The organism is Mycolicibacterium neoaurum ATCC 25795, assembly GCF_000691525.1.
Taxonomy (GTDB): Bacteria; Actinomycetota; Actinomycetes; order Mycobacteriales; family Mycobacteriaceae; genus Mycobacterium; species Mycobacterium neoaurum.
The window spans coordinates 152385-168568 of record NZ_JMDW01000012.1 but is presented as its reverse complement, the minus strand read 5'-3'; the positions used below and the strand labels follow the sequence as shown (position 1 = coordinate 168568).

17 protein-coding genes are annotated in these 16184 nt (G+C 67.6%); 11 read left to right on the top strand and 6 right to left on the bottom strand.

Features of this window, described 5'->3' with window-relative positions; all coding sequences use genetic code 11:
* Positions 1–66: 66 nt before the first annotated feature.
* From IC40_RS0118440 to IC40_RS0118415, 6 genes are all read left to right on the top strand, one after another.
* Entirely contained in the window at positions 67–825 is a 759-nt protein-coding gene (locus IC40_RS0118440; RefSeq protein WP_030136171.1) for an SDR family oxidoreductase, read from the top strand.
* Positions 826–837: 12 nt separating this feature from the next.
* Positions 838–1392, top strand: a complete 555-nt coding sequence (locus IC40_RS0118435; RefSeq protein WP_030136170.1) for a sigma-70 family RNA polymerase sigma factor — start codon at positions 838–840, stop codon at positions 1390–1392.
* Positions 1392–2108 carry an SDR family NAD(P)-dependent oxidoreductase gene (locus IC40_RS0118430; RefSeq protein ID WP_030136169.1) on the top strand — a complete coding sequence of 239 codons (717 nt, stop codon included), beginning with the start codon at positions 1392–1394 and terminating at the stop codon, positions 2106–2108. Before IC40_RS0118435 ends, IC40_RS0118430 begins: the two co-directional genes overlap by 1 nt.
* A 43-nt stretch (positions 2109–2151) precedes the next feature.
* Positions 2152–2553, top strand: coding sequence for a cupin domain-containing protein (locus IC40_RS0118425; protein WP_036470337.1), 402 nt, complete (start codon positions 2152–2154; stop codon positions 2551–2553).
* A 5-nt stretch (positions 2554–2558) separates the two neighbouring features.
* Entirely contained in the window at positions 2559–3413 is an 855-nt protein-coding gene (locus IC40_RS0118420; RefSeq protein ID WP_030136167.1) for a hypothetical protein, read from the top strand.
* Positions 3414–3488: 75 nt separating this feature from the next.
* Positions 3489–4037, top strand: coding sequence for a YceI family protein (locus tag IC40_RS0118415; RefSeq protein ID WP_030136166.1), 549 nt, complete (start codon positions 3489–3491; stop codon positions 4035–4037).
* A gap of 81 nt (positions 4038–4118) precedes the next feature.
* On the opposite strand, the gene IC40_RS0118410 is transcribed toward IC40_RS0118415, so the two are convergent.
* Both IC40_RS0118410 and IC40_RS0118405 read right to left on the bottom strand, forming a co-directional pair.
* The gene (locus IC40_RS0118410) at positions 4119–6152 is read right to left on the bottom strand and encodes an FAD-dependent oxidoreductase (RefSeq protein ID WP_030136165.1); all 2034 of its coding nucleotides are present in this window, start codon (positions 6150–6152) and stop codon (positions 4119–4121) included.
* Positions 6149–6706 (bottom strand): PadR family transcriptional regulator, encoded by a 558-nt coding sequence (locus IC40_RS0118405; RefSeq protein ID WP_030136164.1) that lies wholly within the window; start codon positions 6704–6706, stop codon positions 6149–6151. Before IC40_RS0118405 ends, IC40_RS0118410 begins: the two co-directional genes overlap by 4 nt.
* Positions 6707–6971: 265 nt before the next feature.
* Here IC40_RS0118405 and fdxA point away from each other — a divergent pair, with 265 nt between their 5' ends.
* Positions 6972–7292 (top strand): ferredoxin, encoded by a 321-nt coding sequence (fdxA, locus tag IC40_RS0118400; RefSeq protein WP_019510504.1) that lies wholly within the window; start codon positions 6972–6974, stop codon positions 7290–7292.
* Complete coding sequence (gene dapC, locus IC40_RS0118395) at positions 7289–8398, top strand: succinyldiaminopimelate transaminase (RefSeq protein WP_030136163.1); 1110 nt, start codon at positions 7289–7291, stop codon at positions 8396–8398. Before fdxA ends, dapC begins: the two co-directional genes overlap by 4 nt.
* A 77-nt stretch (positions 8399–8475) precedes the next feature.
* Here dapC and IC40_RS0118390 read toward each other — a convergent pair whose 3' ends face one another.
* The gene (locus IC40_RS0118390) at positions 8476–9279 is read right to left on the bottom strand and encodes an endo alpha-1,4 polygalactosaminidase (protein ID WP_234411647.1); all 804 of its coding nucleotides are present in this window, start codon (positions 9277–9279) and stop codon (positions 8476–8478) included.
* Positions 9280–9312: 33 nt separating this feature from the next.
* Complete coding sequence (locus tag IC40_RS0118385) at positions 9313–10866, bottom strand: PucR family transcriptional regulator (protein ID WP_030136161.1); 1554 nt, start codon at positions 10864–10866, stop codon at positions 9313–9315.
* A gap of 84 nt (positions 10867–10950) precedes the next feature.
* On the opposite strand from IC40_RS0118385, the gene pruA reads away from it, so the two are divergent.
* Complete coding sequence (pruA, locus tag IC40_RS0118380; RefSeq protein ID WP_030136160.1) at positions 10951–12591, top strand: L-glutamate gamma-semialdehyde dehydrogenase; 1641 nt, start codon at positions 10951–10953, stop codon at positions 12589–12591.
* The gene (locus IC40_RS0118375) at positions 12591–13538 is read left to right on the top strand and encodes a proline dehydrogenase family protein (protein WP_030136159.1); all 948 of its coding nucleotides are present in this window, start codon (positions 12591–12593) and stop codon (positions 13536–13538) included. Before pruA ends, IC40_RS0118375 begins: the two co-directional genes overlap by 1 nt.
* 12 nt (positions 13539–13550) lie before the next feature.
* On the opposite strand, the gene IC40_RS0118370 is transcribed toward IC40_RS0118375, so the two are convergent.
* Together IC40_RS0118370 and IC40_RS0118365 are read right to left on the bottom strand one after the other, a co-directional pair.
* The gene (locus IC40_RS0118370) at positions 13551–14045 is read right to left on the bottom strand and encodes an Rv2253 family sensor-like surface protein (RefSeq protein ID WP_030136158.1); all 495 of its coding nucleotides are present in this window, start codon (positions 14043–14045) and stop codon (positions 13551–13553) included.
* 121 nt (positions 14046–14166) lie between these two features.
* A complete protein-coding gene (locus IC40_RS0118365) occupies positions 14167–14706 on the bottom strand; it encodes an NUDIX domain-containing protein (protein WP_030136157.1) in 540 nt (179 codons plus the stop codon).
* 23 nt (positions 14707–14729) lie between these two features.
* Between IC40_RS0118365 and IC40_RS0118360 the strand changes: the two genes are divergently transcribed.
* On the top strand, positions 14730–16130 hold the full coding sequence (locus IC40_RS0118360) for an acyl-CoA synthetase (protein WP_030136156.1): 1401 nt from the start codon (positions 14730–14732) through the stop codon (positions 16128–16130).
* Positions 16131–16184 lie beyond the last annotated feature (54 nt).

Sequence of the window (16184 nt, the reverse complement as noted above, 5' to 3'; positions counted from 1 at the left end):
GGCTCGGTGCGGTGGTGCACCGGGACACGCTGGTTTCCGAAGAATGACTCGGAACTGGAGGAACTTGTGAAAATCGTGGTTATCGGTGGCACCGGGCTCATCGGCTCGAGGGTGGTCACCGAACTCGGCAGGCAGGGCCACGACGTGCTGCCGGCATCCCCGGCCTCGGGGGTCGACATCCTGACCGGCGATGGTCTGGCCGATGCGCTGACCGGCGCGGAAGTCATCGTCGACGTCGCGAACTCGCCGTCCTTCGAGGATGGGCCTGCGCTGGACTTCTTCACCCGTGCCGGAAACAACGTGCTGGCTGCCGCGAGGGCCGTTGGCGTATCGCACTACGTCGCCCTGTCGGTGGTGGGGACCGATCGGCTCCAGGACAGCGGCTACTTCCGGGCGAAACTTGCCCAGGAGAGGTTGATCCGGGACGGGAGCATCCCGTTCACCATCGTGCGGGCCACCCAGTTCTTCGAATTCGTCGGCCGCATCGCCGATTCGGCCACAGTCGGCGGGACGGTTCGGATCACCTCGGCGGCGAGCCAGCCGATGGCCGCCGACGATGTCGCGACCGCAGTGGCCGGTGTCGCGGTAGGTCAATCCGCCGATGCCATCGTCGAGGTGTGCGGACCCGAACGCATCGGACTCGACGAGCTTGTGAGCCTGCAGCTGCGGGCGAGCGGCGATGACCGCGAGGTCGTCACCGACCGTGCGGCCCCCTACTTCGGGGTGGTGCTCGATGACACCACGCTGATTGCCGGTGCCGAGGCGACGGTCTTCGGCACCCGGTTCGCCGACTGGCTGGCCGATTCCGCGCCGGTGCACCGGTAGGGGCGGTCCGATATGACACTGACATCAGTACCCGACCCACACCTGTCGGTACGTTTTGCGGCGGAGACCCGTCCGCTGCTGGAGATGCTGCATCGTGGTGCCCGCCGGCTGACCCGGTCCGAGGCCGACGCCGAGGATCTGTTGCAGGACACGTTGTTACACGCCTATGCGGGATATCCGCGGTTCCAGCACGGCACCAATCTCAAGGCGTGGCTGTTCAAGATCATGTACAACCGGTGGGTCAGCAACCACCGTGCCCAACAACGTCGACCGACCGAGACACCGGTCGACGGGATCAGCGATCGGATGCTGGCACGCACGGCCGCCCACGTGTCGGCCGAGGCCGAGGTGCTGAGCGCGCTGGCGCACCCCGAGCTCAGCGATGCCCTCGGCGAGCTGCCGGACGGGTTCACAAACGTGTTGTTCTATGCGTTCGTCGAGGGCTACACCTACGCCGAGATCGCCACCATCATGGACATCCCGGTGGGAACGGTGATGTCGCGCGCGTCGCGGGCACGGCAACGGCTGCGCCTGGCGTTGGCACCCGGCGACCAGGAGGTCGCCTGATGGAACTGGCAGGGCAGCGGGCACTGGTCACCGGGGGCACCGCGGGCATCGGGCTGGCGTCGGCGTGGTTGCTCGTCGAGGCCGGTGCCGCCGTCGTCATCGCCGGGCGCAATGCCGAGCGCGGCGTGGCCGCGGCGGATCAGCTCGGGGCGCGATTCGTACAAGCCGATATCGGCACGCCCAGTGGGGTGGAGCAGCTGGTCCGAAGCGCGGGGGAGGTCGACATCCTGGTCAACAACGCGGCCTACTTCCCGGCTGCGCTTACCGTCGACCAGGACCTGAGCTCTTTTGACGCGACATTCGGAATCAACGTCCGCGGACTGTATTTCCTGACCGCCGGGATCGCCGACGGCATGCTGGGCCGCGGCCGCGGCAGCATCGTCAACATCACCACGATGGTCGCCACCAAGGGGGTCGCTCGGGCGTCGGCATACAGCGCGTCGAAAGCGGCAGTGGAATCGCTGACCCGTACCTGGGCCGTGGAATTCGGCGCGGCGGGGATCCGGGTGAACAGCGTGGCACCGGGGCCTACGAGAACCGAAGGGGTACAGGCGGAGTGGGGTGATTCCAATGAGGAGTTGGGTCGCTCGATGCCGTTGGGTCGTACCGCGGACCCGATGGAGATTGCGCAGGCGGTGTTGTTCCTCGCCTCGCCGCGGTCGAGTTTCATCACCGGTTCGACACTGCACGTCGACGGCGGCGGTGCCGCCCTGTGACCCGGCGGCGGTGCCGCCCTGTGACTACCGAGGAGTGAAGATCGTGAAGTACGACCCAGGTTGGGAAGATGCCCTCACCGTGGTGGGCGAGGCGACACCGCCGGCCATACCGCAAGTCGCACATGTCATGACGCTGATCATCGAGTATCCGCCCGGCAGCGCCGGGGCGCCGCCGCACAAGCATCCCGGCGGACCCGCGTTCGGTTATGTGCTCGACGGGGAGGTGCTTTTCGAGCTTGAGGGATCGGCGCCCCGCGTCGTGCGCGCCGGTGAGACGTTCTGGGAGCCCGGCGGTGATGTCATCCATTACAGCGACGCAAACAATCGGGAAGACATCCCGTGCCGGTTCCTCGTGACGATGTTCTGCACGCCGGGAACGCCGATGCTCGTGCTCGTCGACACCGACGAGTTGGCCGCTCGGGCGCATTTGCGCGTCACGGAGTGAGGTCGATGGCCAGAATCCTGCTCCAGACCACGATCCCGTTCGACGCACAGGACTGGTCGGTCGAGCGCTTCGGCCTGCTGGGCGACGTGCTGCGGGCCGCCGGGCACCAGGTGGTCACCCGGAACCGAGCGTGCGGTGGCGACGATCCGGTGCTCGCCGGGCTGGATCGGTCGCACTTCGACCAACTCTGGCTGATGGCTGTCGACACCGGGGCCGGGTTGACCGAGCGTGAGTGCCGGGCAATCGCCGGATTCCGGCGCCGCGGCGGCGGCGTGCTGACCGCGCGCGATCATCAGGACCTCGGCAGGTGTCTGTCGGCACTCGGTTCGCTGGGCGCGGTGAACAGGTTCCATGATGCGAGCGTCGATCCGGCCGGCCTGCGCGATGATGTGGACAATCCCGAGATCTCCTGGCCGAACTACCATTCCGGTGCCAACGGTGACTATCAGGCGGTACTGGACCGTGGTCACGAACTGCTCCGGACCGACGCGGTGCCCGGGGGCCGGATCCGATGGTTCCCTGCGCATCCGCACGAGGGTCTGGTGACCGCCGAGGTACCTGGCGCCCGGGTGGTGGCGCAGGGCTGCAGTGCGACGACGGGACGGGTGTTCAACCTTGCGGTGGCGTTGGACGGTGAGCGTGGCGCCGACGGTTCGGTGCTCGGCCGGGCTCTGGCCTGTTCGACGTTCCACCATTTCGCCGATTACAACTGGGATGTCGACCGCGGCGCGCCGGACTTCGTCACCGAGCGGGCGGGCCGGGGGATCAGGGACGACCCGGCTCGGCTCGACGTGTTCTTCGACTATGTGCGCAATATCGCCCGGTGGCTGACACCAGCGGATGCACATCGCGTGGAATGAAATCGGACCGTGGTCCGTTTAACTTGGCTGAGAGGTGTCCGGAAAGCCGGCCCGACGACCACAGGAGTAGACATCATGACCACAGCCGCAGCCACCGACCTGACCGCCGGAACCTGGGCGATCGATCCCGTGCACTCCTCGGTGAACTTCTCGGTTCGCCATCTCATGGTCAGCAAGGTGCGCGGCACCTTCGACTCGGTCGCCGGCGCCATCACCGTCGCCGAGGACGGCACCCCGTCGGTCACCGCCACGATCGACATCGCCTCGATCAACACCCGCAACGAGCAGCGTGATGCGCACCTGAAGGCGCCCGATTTCTTCGACGCCGACCAGTTTCCGACCGCGACGTTCACCTCGACCGGCGTGCGCGCCGATGGTGACGACTACGTACTCGACGGCGAGTTCACGCTCAAGGGTGCCACCTTGCCCGTCGCGCTGAATCTTCGGTTCAACGGCGTCAACCCGGGTATGGGGCACGGTGCGGTTGCCGGGTTCGAGGCGTCGGTCGTGCTGAACCGCAAGGACTTCGGGATCGATTTCGACGCCCCGCTGGAGACCGGTGGCGCCGTCGTCGGTGACAAGGTGACCGTCACCCTGGAGATCGAAGCGCTCAAGCAGGCCTGACTCCCGCCGCGAGCGTGCGTGAACTCTGCCCCGGACACGGCGAGTCGGGGTGCGGACACGCACGCTCGCGGGGAACGGGAGTTACAGCCGGGCGGCCAGTTCGGTGCCCTGACGGATCGCGCGCTTGGCATCCAACTCCGAGGCCACGGCCGCCCCGCCGATGACGTGCGGCTCGACACCGTTGGCCCGTAGGCCGTCCTGGAGATCGCGCACCGATTCCTGGCCGGCGCAGATCACCACATTGTCGACGGCGAGCACCCGGGGTCGCGCATGGTCGGACCCGAAGCTGATGTGCAGGCCGTCGTCGTCGATGCGCTCGTAGTTCACACCCGAGAGCTGTTCGACGCCTTTGGCTTTCAGCGACGCACGGTGCACCCAGCCCGAAGTCTTGCCCAGCCCGCGGCCCTGGGGCCCCTTGCTGCGCTGCAGCAGGAACACCTGGCGCGCGGGCGGCAGCGGCACCGGCGTGGTCAGCGCGCCGCGCACCGCGGGGGCCTCGAACGGATCGAGTGCCCCCCACTCGGCCTTCCACTCCTTGACGTTGAGGGTGGGGGATTGGTCGGTGACCAGGAACTCGCTGACGTCGAATCCGATACCGCCGGCGCCGATCACGGCCACCGACGCCCCTACCGGGGCACCGGAGAGCACCTCGGCGTAGGTCAGCACCATCGGATGCTCGATCCCGGGAATGGCCGGCACCCTGGCTGTTACACCGGTGGCCAGCACCACATCGTCGAATCCGGTCAGCGTCTGCACCGTCGCCCGCACGCCCAGGCGCACGTCGACATCGTGCACCTCCAGCATCCGGGTGTAATAGCGCACTGTTTCGTTGAACTCCTCCTTACCGGGCACCCGCCGGGCGAGGTCGAACTGGCCTCCGATTGTCGACCCGGCCTCGAAGAGGGTTACGCGGTGTCCACGCTGCGCCGCACTCACCGCCGCCGAAAGCCCGGCGGGCCCGGCGCCGACGACCGCGACCGAGCGCGCCCGCCGGGTCGGTGCCAGGGTCAGTGTCGTCTCATGTCCCGCACGCGGATTCAGCAAGCAGGACACCGTCTTGTGCACGAACGCGTGATCCAGGCAGGCCTGATTGCAGGCGATACAGGTGTTGATCTGGTCGGCGGCGTCCTCGGCGGCCTTGCGTACCCAGTCCGGATCGGCGAGCAGGGGGCGCGCCATCGAGATCAACTGCACGTGCGAGTCGGCGAGGATCTGCTCGGCGGCCTCGGGCATGTTGATCCGGTTCGACGCCACCACCGGGACACCGACATGTTCGGCCAGCGCACTGCTGGTGCCGGCGAACGCGCCGGATGGCACCGAGGTGACGATCGTCGGGATGCGGGCCTCGTGCCACCCGATCCCGGTGTTGATGATCGTTGCGCCCGCCGCCTCGACCTCGGTCGCCAGCGCGACGATCTCCGCCCAGGTCTGACCGTCCTCGACATAGTCGGCCATCGACAGTCGGTAGACGATGATGAACTCCGCTCCCACTGCCTCGCGTACCCGGCGGACGATCTCGACGGCAAAACGTCGCCGCTTCTCCGGTGTGCCACCCCAGGCGTCGGTGCGCTTGTTGGTGCGCGGCGCGAGGAACTGGTTGATCAGATAGCCCTCGCTGCCCATGATCTCGACGCCGTCATATCCGGCGGAACGGGCCAGCAGGGCGGCGCGCACGAAATCGTCGATGGTGCCCTCGACATTGCGCAGCGCTCGCGGGCGGAACGGGTTGATGGGCGCCTTGATCGAGGAAGCGCTGACCGAAAGTGGATGGTAGGCATAGCGTCCGGCGTGCAGGATCTGCAGGGCGATCTTGCCGCCCTCGGCGTGGACGGCCGCGGTGATCCGCCGGTGGCGGCGCGCATCGGATTCCGAGCGCATCTCGGCGGCCAGCGGTAACAGCCAGCCGGTCCGATTCGGCGCGTACCCGCCGGTGATGATCAGGCCGACCCCACCGCGGGCGCGTTCGGCGAAATAGGCAGCCAGCCTGTCGGTATCGCGGGCACGATCCTCCAGGCCGGTGTGCATCGAGCCCATCACCACCCGATTGCGCAGGGTGGTGAAACCCAGATCCAGTGGTGAGAGCAGGTTCGGATAGGTCACGTTCGGATACGTCATCGCACACCTCCGAGTGCCGACAGGACTTCTGACAACCATTCGATGGCGCCCTCTTCGGCGCGGATACCGCCACGCAGCACCAGGTATTGGTGCAGCTCGGCGCCGGTCAGCCGGGCCGGATCGGGAAACTGGTGCTTCTCGAAGCCGCGGTAGGTATCCAGCAGCGCCATCCGCTCGGCGCGTAGCGCGACCGCCTGCTCGCGGACGGCGTCTATATCGCCGTAGCCGCACCCCCGGATCTTGACCGCCAGGTCGCGGGTGCGGTTGTCGGCGACGGTCGAGCCGCGTCCGGAAAGGGGTGCGGCGATCCAGCGAGCAAGCTCGGCCCGGCCGGTCGGCGTCACCGAGTACACCTTCTTGTCCGGGCGGCCCCGCTGGGCGACCTCGCGTACCCGCACCCAGTCGTCGGCCTCCATGGCGCGCAGCGACCGATAGATCTGTTGATGTGACGCCGACCAGAAGTACCCGATCGAGCGGTCGAAGCGATGGGCCAGCTCGTAACCCGAACCGACCTGTTCGCAGAGGGAGACGAGGATGGCGTGCGGCAAAGCCATGGCCGAACGTTAGACGGAACCGGCGGTCATATGCAACAAGTTGCACAGGACGAAAACCTGCGCGTGGTGACTAGGCCTTCTGTATGTGCGACGTCTAGTATCAGTAACTGCACGCCGCCGCGGGATGGGCGGCGTGTGAAGTTAGGGCACACTGAGACGCACGTCCAGTTACGGGCCGTTCATACTGGCCCGCAGGGCGCTCGCTCAGCGCGCCCACCCAGTACTGAAACCCGGACCAGCAGCCCACTGGACAGGAGAAACATCAGTGACGTACGTCATTGCCGAGCCCTGCGTCGATGTCAAAGACAAGGCGTGCATCGAGGAGTGCCCGGTCGATTGCATCTACGAGGGTGGCCGGATGCTCTACATCCACCCGGACGAGTGCGTCGACTGCGGCGCCTGCGAACCGGTGTGCCCCGTCGAGGCCATCTACTACGAAGATGACGTGCCCGACCAGTGGAGCAGCTACACGCAGAGCAACGCCGACTTCTTCAGTGAGCTCGGCTCGCCCGGTGGAGCGTCGAAGGTCGGCCAGACCGACAACGATCCGCAGGCCATCAAGGACCTCGAGCCCAAGGGCGAGTGACCGCGTCACGATCGGCCCGCTCGGCCCAACTGCCGGTGTTCCCCTGGGACACGCTGGCTGACGTCACCGCCACGGCGAAAGCGCATCCGGACGGCATCGTCGACCTGTCGGTCGGCACGCCGGTGGACGAGGTGGCCCCGGTGATCCGCGACGCGCTGGCTCAGGCCAGTGGCGTCCCCGGATACCCGACCACCGCGGGTACGTCGGCATTGCGCTCGGCGATTCATGCCGCGCTGACGCGCCGGTTCGGCATCACCGGTGTCGCGGCGGAGGCCGTGTTGCCGGTCGTCGGGACCAAGGAGCTCATCGCCTGGCTGCCCACACTCCTCGGCTTGGGCGCCGAGGACACCGTGGTGATCCCCGAGCTGGCCTATCCGACCTATGACGTCGGCGCTCGCCTGGCGGGTGCGCAGGTCATGGCGGCGGATTCACTGACCCAGATCGGTCCGCAGACCCCGGCGTTGATCTATCTGAACTCGCCGAGCAACCCGACCGGCAAGGTCCTGGGAGTCGACCACCTGCGCAAGGTCGTGGGTTGGGCGCGCGAACGCGGTGTGCTGGTCGCCTCCGATGAGTGCTACCTCGGCTTGGCCTGGGAAGCCGAACCCCTATCGGTGCTGCATCCGTCGGTCTGCGACGGCGACCACACGGGCCTGCTGGCCATCCACTCGTTGTCCAAGACATCATCGCTTGCTGGCTACCGTGCCGGATTCGTGGCGGGTGACCCGGCGGTGGTGACCGAGCTGCTCGCGGTGCGCAAGCACGCCGGGATGATGGTGCCCGGACCGGTGCAGGCGGCCATGGTCGCCGCGCTGACCGATGACGAACACATCGCCGTGCAGCGCGAACGCTACGCGCGCCGGCGGGCGCTGCTGTTGCCGGCGCTGCTGGAGGCCGGCTTCACCGTCGACCACTCAGAGGCGGGCCTGTATTTGTGGGCCACCCGCGAGGAGCCGTGCCGCCAGACCCTGGCATGGCTGGCGCAGCGCGGAATCCTGGTGGCACCCGGCGAGTTCTACGGCCCGGCAGGTGCCCGGCATGTGCGTGTCGCATTGACGGCCACCGACGAGCGGATCGCGGCGGCCGCGCAGCGACTGGCGCAGTAACCCTAGTCGGCCGAGCGGCCGGTTATCGCACGCGGTCGGCCGGATGACGTGTCACAAGTGGCCACTCGGCGCGCGACTCAGGGGCACTGCTGATACACATGGCCCGACGCGCCCGGCGGGGCAAGTTCGCGGTCGCGAAGGATGGTCAGCGGTGCCCGATCCGGTGCGGCGCACACCGCCGCGAACGGGGCGGGCAGGTTGTCGACGTACTCGATCTGCAGCACGTGCGGTCCATACGGTCCGGTGTAGGCGGCGCACTCGTCATAGGCCGCGCACTCCTCGGTGACGGCGAAATCGAAACCCAGCTGCCGGCGCCCGATCCCGGCGAGTTCGGCGGCATTCTTCTGGCCGATCGCCAGTCCGCGGCCGTGGGCCAGCGCGACATAGCTGCGGGCCAGCTCCAGCGCATCGGCCTCCTCGATGACCGGAAAACGGGTGAAGGTGTCCAGGTTGTCGATCTCGACGGCATCGAATCCGTTGTCGGCGCAGTGATTCAGCTCCGGGGCGAGCACCTCCAGGATGGTGGCGCGCTGTGCCGCGGTGGTCGGATCCAGGATGTACTCGTCGGGCCAGTCGGGGTCGATGACGGGTGCGCCCGATTTGTCACGCAACAGTGCCGAACCATGTCCGTCGGCCCAATCCGTTCCCGGCTGAGTCTGAAAACCGTTGAGATAACAGATGTTGTATGCGCCCGCCAGCGGCTGCGCGGTGGAATCCCGCACGACGACTGCCAGTCCCTGCGCATCCGACGTTCCGCCCAGTTGGTAGTCGAATCCGCCGGTGGTGGGCGGAAGTGCGCTCGGCGCCGCCGATGCGTGTGGACACACGGCCATGGTCGACACGGCCAAGGTCGATATGGCGGCAGCCAGGAAACGTCTCACCCGGGCAATCCTGCCCCATGCCGGGCAGCCGGTTCAGGCCGTGGCACGCAGGCTCAGCGTCATCAGCAGGCGCACGTCGGGATCTGCCAGTGACGCGCCGAGGATCCCTTCGATGCGGCGCACCCGGTAGCGCACGGTGTTGGGGTGCACGTGCAGCGCGGCGGCGGCGGACGCGATATCGCCGAAACTGTCCAGGTACACGGTCAGCGTGTGTGCCAGCACCGGCTCGTCGGCGCGCAACGCCCTGATCCTGGGATCGACGAGGCGCTCGTCTGCGGTGATCAGCGTGACGATCTCGTCGAGCAGCACGGTCGTGCGTGCCTCGGCCGGTGAGGTGATCGGCGCCAGGCTCCCGGGCCTGCGCGCAGCGCTGTCGAGCACCCGATCCACCTCGGCGCGCGCGGTGGCCGCACCGGCCAGACCGTCGAGTTGTGCGGCGGTCACCGCCCGCAGCTCGAGGCCCAGTTCGGTCCGTAGTGAGGACACCGCGCTGCGCACCCACGACGGCAGGCCCTTGCCCGCGTCCGGGAACAGGACGTACACCCGACCACCGGCCGCCGTAACCTGGGCGTCAGGTCGAAAAGCGTTGGCGCTCAAGGCGACGACATCGGACAGTCGGGTGCCCTCGGTATCGGAATCGATGCCGATGACGGCCGCCCGCCCGTTGGCCGGGACACCGAGCTCGCGACTGATCGCCTCGATATCGGCGGGGTCACCGGTCAGGCCGAGCAGGTCCTGGACCAACACCGACTGACCGGAGGGTTTGGTAGCCAGCCGGGTGATCAGCCGACCCGCCAACACCGCGGCACCACGCAGCACCTCCTCGGTGTCCTCGGCCAGCGGCCGATCACCCTGCTGCAGCCAGATGGTGCCGAGGAATGCCGGTGCGCGCCGGGCGTCGCCGGTGACGCCGAAGATCCCGATGGCCAGTCGCGGTCGCAGGCCGAGCTCGGGGCGTTCGGCGACGCGGACCGGGTCGGGTCTGGCGTGCAGCGCGTCGAAGATGCCGCGCCGGGCGATCCAGGCCAGGTGCTCGGGCGGACCGGCGCGGCCGAGGATCGACAACCGGCGCAACTCGTCGGCCTCCTCGTTGGACGCCGAATAGGCCAGCACATGCGATTCGGCGTCCTCGATGCTGACCATGCCGCGCGTGCGCTCGGCGATCGATTGGGCCAGGCCGAACAGGTCGGTGCCCGAGTCGTGTGCGGAACCCGCGCCGTGATGGTCGAAGACGTGGTCGACCAACCGGTACAGGCGTTCCCACCGGGCGCGGGGTTCGACCGCCACCACCGCGACACCCGCGCGGGTGGCCCGACGGATCAGCTCGGGGCTGGGGTGTTTGGCGAAGATGGCGACGGGCGAGCGGCCGTGCTGGTCGAGCCAGCGCATGGTGTCGGGGTGGTCGATCCCGAGAAGGAAGAAGATGTCGGCGGATCCGAAGGCCGGGGCCACGCCGAGCTGGATGTCGTCGCGGTCCAACAGAGCGGCCGACGCGACCGGCAGATCCAGGCCGCGCGGCGCCTCGACGAGCGACACCAGGGTGGCATCGAGCGCCAGCAGCAGTTGGCCGAGACGGACGCCACCCATGCTGTCCGATCGTACTAGCGAGAACCCCACGTGTTGGCCATTCGGACAAAAGTTTCCGAGCGTTGCCACGTCATCCTGACAACCATGAACGCCATCACCGGCATCGCGCAGGTGCCCGCGCCCAGTAACGAACCCGTGCGAGAGTACGCACCGGGTTCACCCGAACGCGCCCGGCTGACCGCAGCGCTGAACGAGCTGTCCGGCAACACAATCGACCTACCGTGCGTGATCGCCGGTGCCCATCGGATGGGCAGCGGCGAGTCCATCGACGTGGTGCAGCCACACCGGCACCGTGCTCGGTTGGGCACCATGACCAACGCCGGGCATGCCGAGGCGCAGGCCGCCATCGAGGCCGCCGAGGATGCCAAGACGCAATGGGCGAACCTGCCCTTCGAGGAACGGGCGGCGGTCTTCCTGCGGGCGGCCGACCTGCTCGCCGGACCGTGGCGGGAGAAGATCGCGGCGGCCACCATGCTGGGCCAGTCCAAGACCGCCTATCAGGCCGAGATCGACGCGCCCTGCGAGCTCGTCGATTTCTGGCGGTTCAACGTGGCGTTCGCGCGGCAGATCCTGGCCCAGCAACCGGTGAGCGGTGCCGGGGTATGGAACCGTACCGATCACCGGCCGCTGGAGGGGTTCGTCTATGCGATCACCCCGTTCAACTTCACCGCCATCGCGGGCAACCTGCCCACCGCGCCGGCGCTGATGGGCAACACGGTGATCTGGAAACCCGCACCCACCCAGACGTTCTCGGCATACCTCACGATGCAGCTACTGGAGGCGGCGGGACTGCCGCCCGGCGTGATCAACCTGCTCACCGGTGACGGGCAGGCCGTATCGGAGGTGGTGCTGGCCGATCCGCGGCTGGCGGGTATCCACTTCACCGGGTCCACGGCGACCTTTCGGCACCTGTGGCGAGAGGTCGGAACTCACATCGAGCGCTACCGCAGCTATCCGCGGCTGGTGGGCGAGACCGGCGGCAAGGATTTCGTGCTGGCCCATTCCAGCGCCCGGCCGGATGTGCTGCGCACCGCGCTGATCCGCGGCGCCTTCGATTATCAGGGCCAGAAATGCTCGGCGGCATCGAGGGCGTATGTGCCGCGGTCGATCTGGCAGCAGATGGGTGATGACCTGTTATCGGCCACCGAGGCGCTGAGCTACGGCGATGTCACCGATCTGAGCAACTATGGCGGCGCGCTGATCGATGCCCGCGCCTACGCCAAGAGCGCCCGCGCCCTGCAGCGGGCCAAGAGCACACCCGGATTGACCATCGCCGTCGGCGGTGAATATGACGACAGCGAGGGGTATTTCGTGCGGCCGACGGTACTGCTGGCCGACGACCCCAGCGACGAGTCGTTCGCCACGGAATATTTCGGGCCGATCCTGGCCGTGCACATCTATCCCGATGGGGATTTCGACCGCATCCTGACCGTCGTGGACGAGACCGCGCCGTACGCGTTGACCGGTGCGGTGATCGCCGATGACCGCACCGCCATCGTCACCGCCCAGGATCGCCTGCGGCACACGGCGGGCAACTTCTACGTCAACGACAAGCCGACCGGTGCGGTGGTCGGCCAGCAACCGTTCGGTGGCGCGCGTGCCTCGGGCACCAACGACAAGGCCGGATCCCCGCTCAATCTGCAGCGCTGGACGTCCCCGCGATCCATCAAGGAGACGTTCGTGCCACCCACTCGGCACGAGTATCCGCACATGGGAGGTCAGTGATGAGCGTGTTCACCCGGGTGGCCCGTCCCGCAATTCTGGCCGCCGCCCGACGCGACGGGTTGCGCCGCACCGCGCAACGACTGCCGATCACCCGGGAGGTGGTGCATCGATTCGTGCCCGGTGACACCGTGCAGGACGCCATGGAATCGGTGGCCGACCTTCGGGACTCCGGACGGATGGTGTCCATCGACCATCTCGGTGAGGATGTCACCGATATCGCGACCGCCCGGGCCACGGTGCAGGCCTATCTCGGTCTGCTGGGTGCGCTGCACGCCCGCGCCGAGACCGACTCGGCGGTAAGACCGCTGGAGGTATCTCTCAAACTGTCCGCCCTCGGCCAGGCCCTCGCTCACGACGGTGAGAAGGTGGCGCTGGAGAATGCCCGCATCATCTGCGAGCGGGCCGCCGAAGTCGGGGTGTGGGTGACCGTCGACGCCGAAGATCACACCACCACCGATTCGACCCTGTCGATCGTGCGGGACCTGCGGGTCGATTTCGGGTGGGTGGGCACGGTGCTGCAGGCCTATCTGAAACGCACCCCGGCCGATTGTGCCGAACTGGCCGATTCACGGATCCGGCTGTGCAAGGGCGCCTATGACGAACCGGCCTCGGTGGCCCACCGCGATGCCGAAGAGGTCACCGAGTCCTATCTGCGGTGCCTGCGGATCCTGATGGCGGGACCCGGCTACCCGATGGTCGCCTCGCACGATCCGGCGATCATCGAAAGGGTGCCTGGTCTGGTGGCCGAATATGACCGTGGCAGTGGTGATTTCGAGTATCAGATGCTCTATGGGATCCGCGATGACGAGCAGCGACGGCTCGCCGACGCCGGTGCTCGCGTCCGGGTGTACGTGCCCTTCGGTTCGCAGTGGTACGGCTACTTCGTGCGCCGTCTCGCCGAACGACCCGCGAACCTCATGTTCTTCCTGCGCGCATTGCGGGACTGATCGTCAGGGACGTCAGGGAGCGGGGAATGCCGCGGCCGGGATCAGCACGTTACCGCGGCACGGCCCGCTGAGGATGTCGGTGTACCAACTGCCCTGCAACGACCCGTCGGGCTGCGGCGTGTAGGTGACCCACGACTGTGCGGGGCTGTATACCCGCGGTAACCCCTCACCGCGGAAGCACTCCCACTGCCAGTTGTAGCTGAATGTCCATTTGCCTGCGCTCCAGGTGTAGCGCTGCGGTTGCGGGATGGTGGGATTCGACGGCGCCGGCCCGTCCACGACGGTCGCCACACACGCGGTGCCGCAGGCGGTGGCGAATGTGTAGAGCGCCGTCAGGTCACCCTCCGGCTGCCGCGCCGCGACGCTGGTGCCGTTCTTCTGCGAGGCGTAGCTCACGACCTGATAGCGACCGTTCCACCACTGGGCTGCAGCGCCGGCAGAGGGTGCGGGAAAGAGGCCGGCCACCACGAGGGCGGCAAGCGCGGCGCACAGTCGACGGACCAACATCCCTTTCCCATTTCAGTCGTGGAATCAGCTCTGTCCAACCGTAACTGCGGGTTCTGACAAAAATGCGGATCGTCATATCCGCTGCGTCAATTAGAGACCACATTGTGACGCAATTCCGGTGTCAATTCCGTTCGGACAGCAGGACCATGGCCCATGCCGCAATGGTCTGCGCGTCGGTGATCGCGCCGCCGCGGATCATCTCCTCGATCTGGGTGGCCGTGAACCACTCGCTGCGCATGTCCTGCTCTTCGTGCTCACGCTCATGAGCACCCTCGTGCAATCCGGTGGCCAGGAAGACCCAGCCGCGTTGGCTGCTCATCCCGGGGGCCACGTCCAGCATGCCCAGCCGCACCAGAGATCCGGCCCGCAGCCCGGTCTCCTCCCGCAACTCGCGGGCGGCCAGCTCCTCGGGTTCCAGGTCGGCCAGATCCGGTGCGGTGCCCTGCGGGAATTCCCAGCGCCGCAACCCGATCGGATACCGATACTGCTCGACCAGGTGGAACCTGTCCGCGTCACGGGCGATCACGAGTGCGTACGTGGGCTTGTCGATGACGCCGTAGATGCCCTCGCTGCCGTCGGGCCTGCGGATGGCATCCTCGCGCACCGTCATCCAATTGTTGCGGTATACCTCACGACTGGACAGCCGTTCGATCCGGGCCATGGCCCAAGAGTAACCTCGCAGGGGTGTTGCTGACCTCGCTGGACCCGGCTGCGGTCGCCGCCGGGCACGACCTTGCCGACGCCGTGCGCATCGATGGAGTGAGCCTGAGTCGCAGCGACCTGGTGGGGGCCGGAACCTCGGTCGCCGAACGGGTCGCGCGGGCGCAACGGGTGGCCATCCTGGCCACCCCGACGGCCACCACGGTGCTGGCGGTCATCGGGTGCCTGATCGCGGGTGTGCCGTTCGTCCCGGTGCCGCCCGATGTCGGTGCCACCGAGCGCGCCCATCTGCTGAACGACTCGGCTGCCCAGGCCTGGCTCGGTGAGCTGCCCGCCGAAACCGAAGGCCTGCCGCATATTCCGGTGCGCATGCACGCGCGGTCCTGGCATCGCTACGCCGAGCCGGCGCCGCAGTCGACGGCGATCATCATGTACACCTCGGGCACCACCGGACTGCCCAAGGGCGTCAAGATCAGCAGGCAGGCCATCGCCGCCGATATCGACGGACTCTCCGATGCCTGGCAGTGGACGGCCGAGGACACCCTGGTGCACGGGCTGCCGCTGTTTCACGTTCATGGTCTGGTGTTGGGTCTGCTCGGCTCGTTGCGGATCGGAAACCGGTTCGTGCACACCGGGAAACCGTCACCGGCCGGTTACGCCGAGGCGCGCGGTTCGCTGTACTTCGGGGTGCCCACGGTGTGGTCGCGGATCGCCGCCGACGAGCGGGCCGCGCGTGCACTGGCGGGGGCCCGGCTGCTGGTGTCCGGTAGCGCGGCCCTTCCGGTGCCGGTGTTCGACGAATTGGTCCGGCTGACCGGGCATGCGCCCGTCGAGCGGTATGGCAGCACCGAATCACTGATCACGCTGAGCACCAGGGCCGACGGTGAGCGGCGTCCCGGGTGGGTCGGGCTGCCGCTGGACGGGGTGCAGACCCGCCTTGTCGACGAGGACGGTGCGCTCGTGCCGCACGACGGTGAGACGATCGGTCACCTGCAGCTCAAGGGGCCCACCGTGTTCACGGGTTATCTCAACCGCGAGGATGCCACCGCCGAGGCCTTCGATCCCGACGGCTGGTTCCGTACCGGCGATGTCGCGGTGATCGATGCAGATGGCATGCATCGCATCGTTGGCCGCGAGTCGGTGGATCTGATCAAGTCCGGTGGGTACCGGATCGGCGCCGGTGAGATCGAGACCGTCCTGCTCGGGTATGCCGGCATCGAGGAGGTGGCGGTCGTCGGGCTGCCCGATGCGGATCTGGGACAGCGCATCGTCGCCTTCGTCGTCGGGGATGTCGAGCCGCAGCGGGTGATCGACTTTGTGGCCGAACAGCTTTCGGTGCACAAGCGGCCGCGTGAGGTGCGCATCGTCGAGAGTCTGCCGCGCAACGCGATGGGCAAGGTGCTCAAGAAGGAGCTGACCAAGTGATCCGGGAGACGGGCGAATGTGTGGGAGACGGGCGTGAGTGAGGATCGCAGCGAG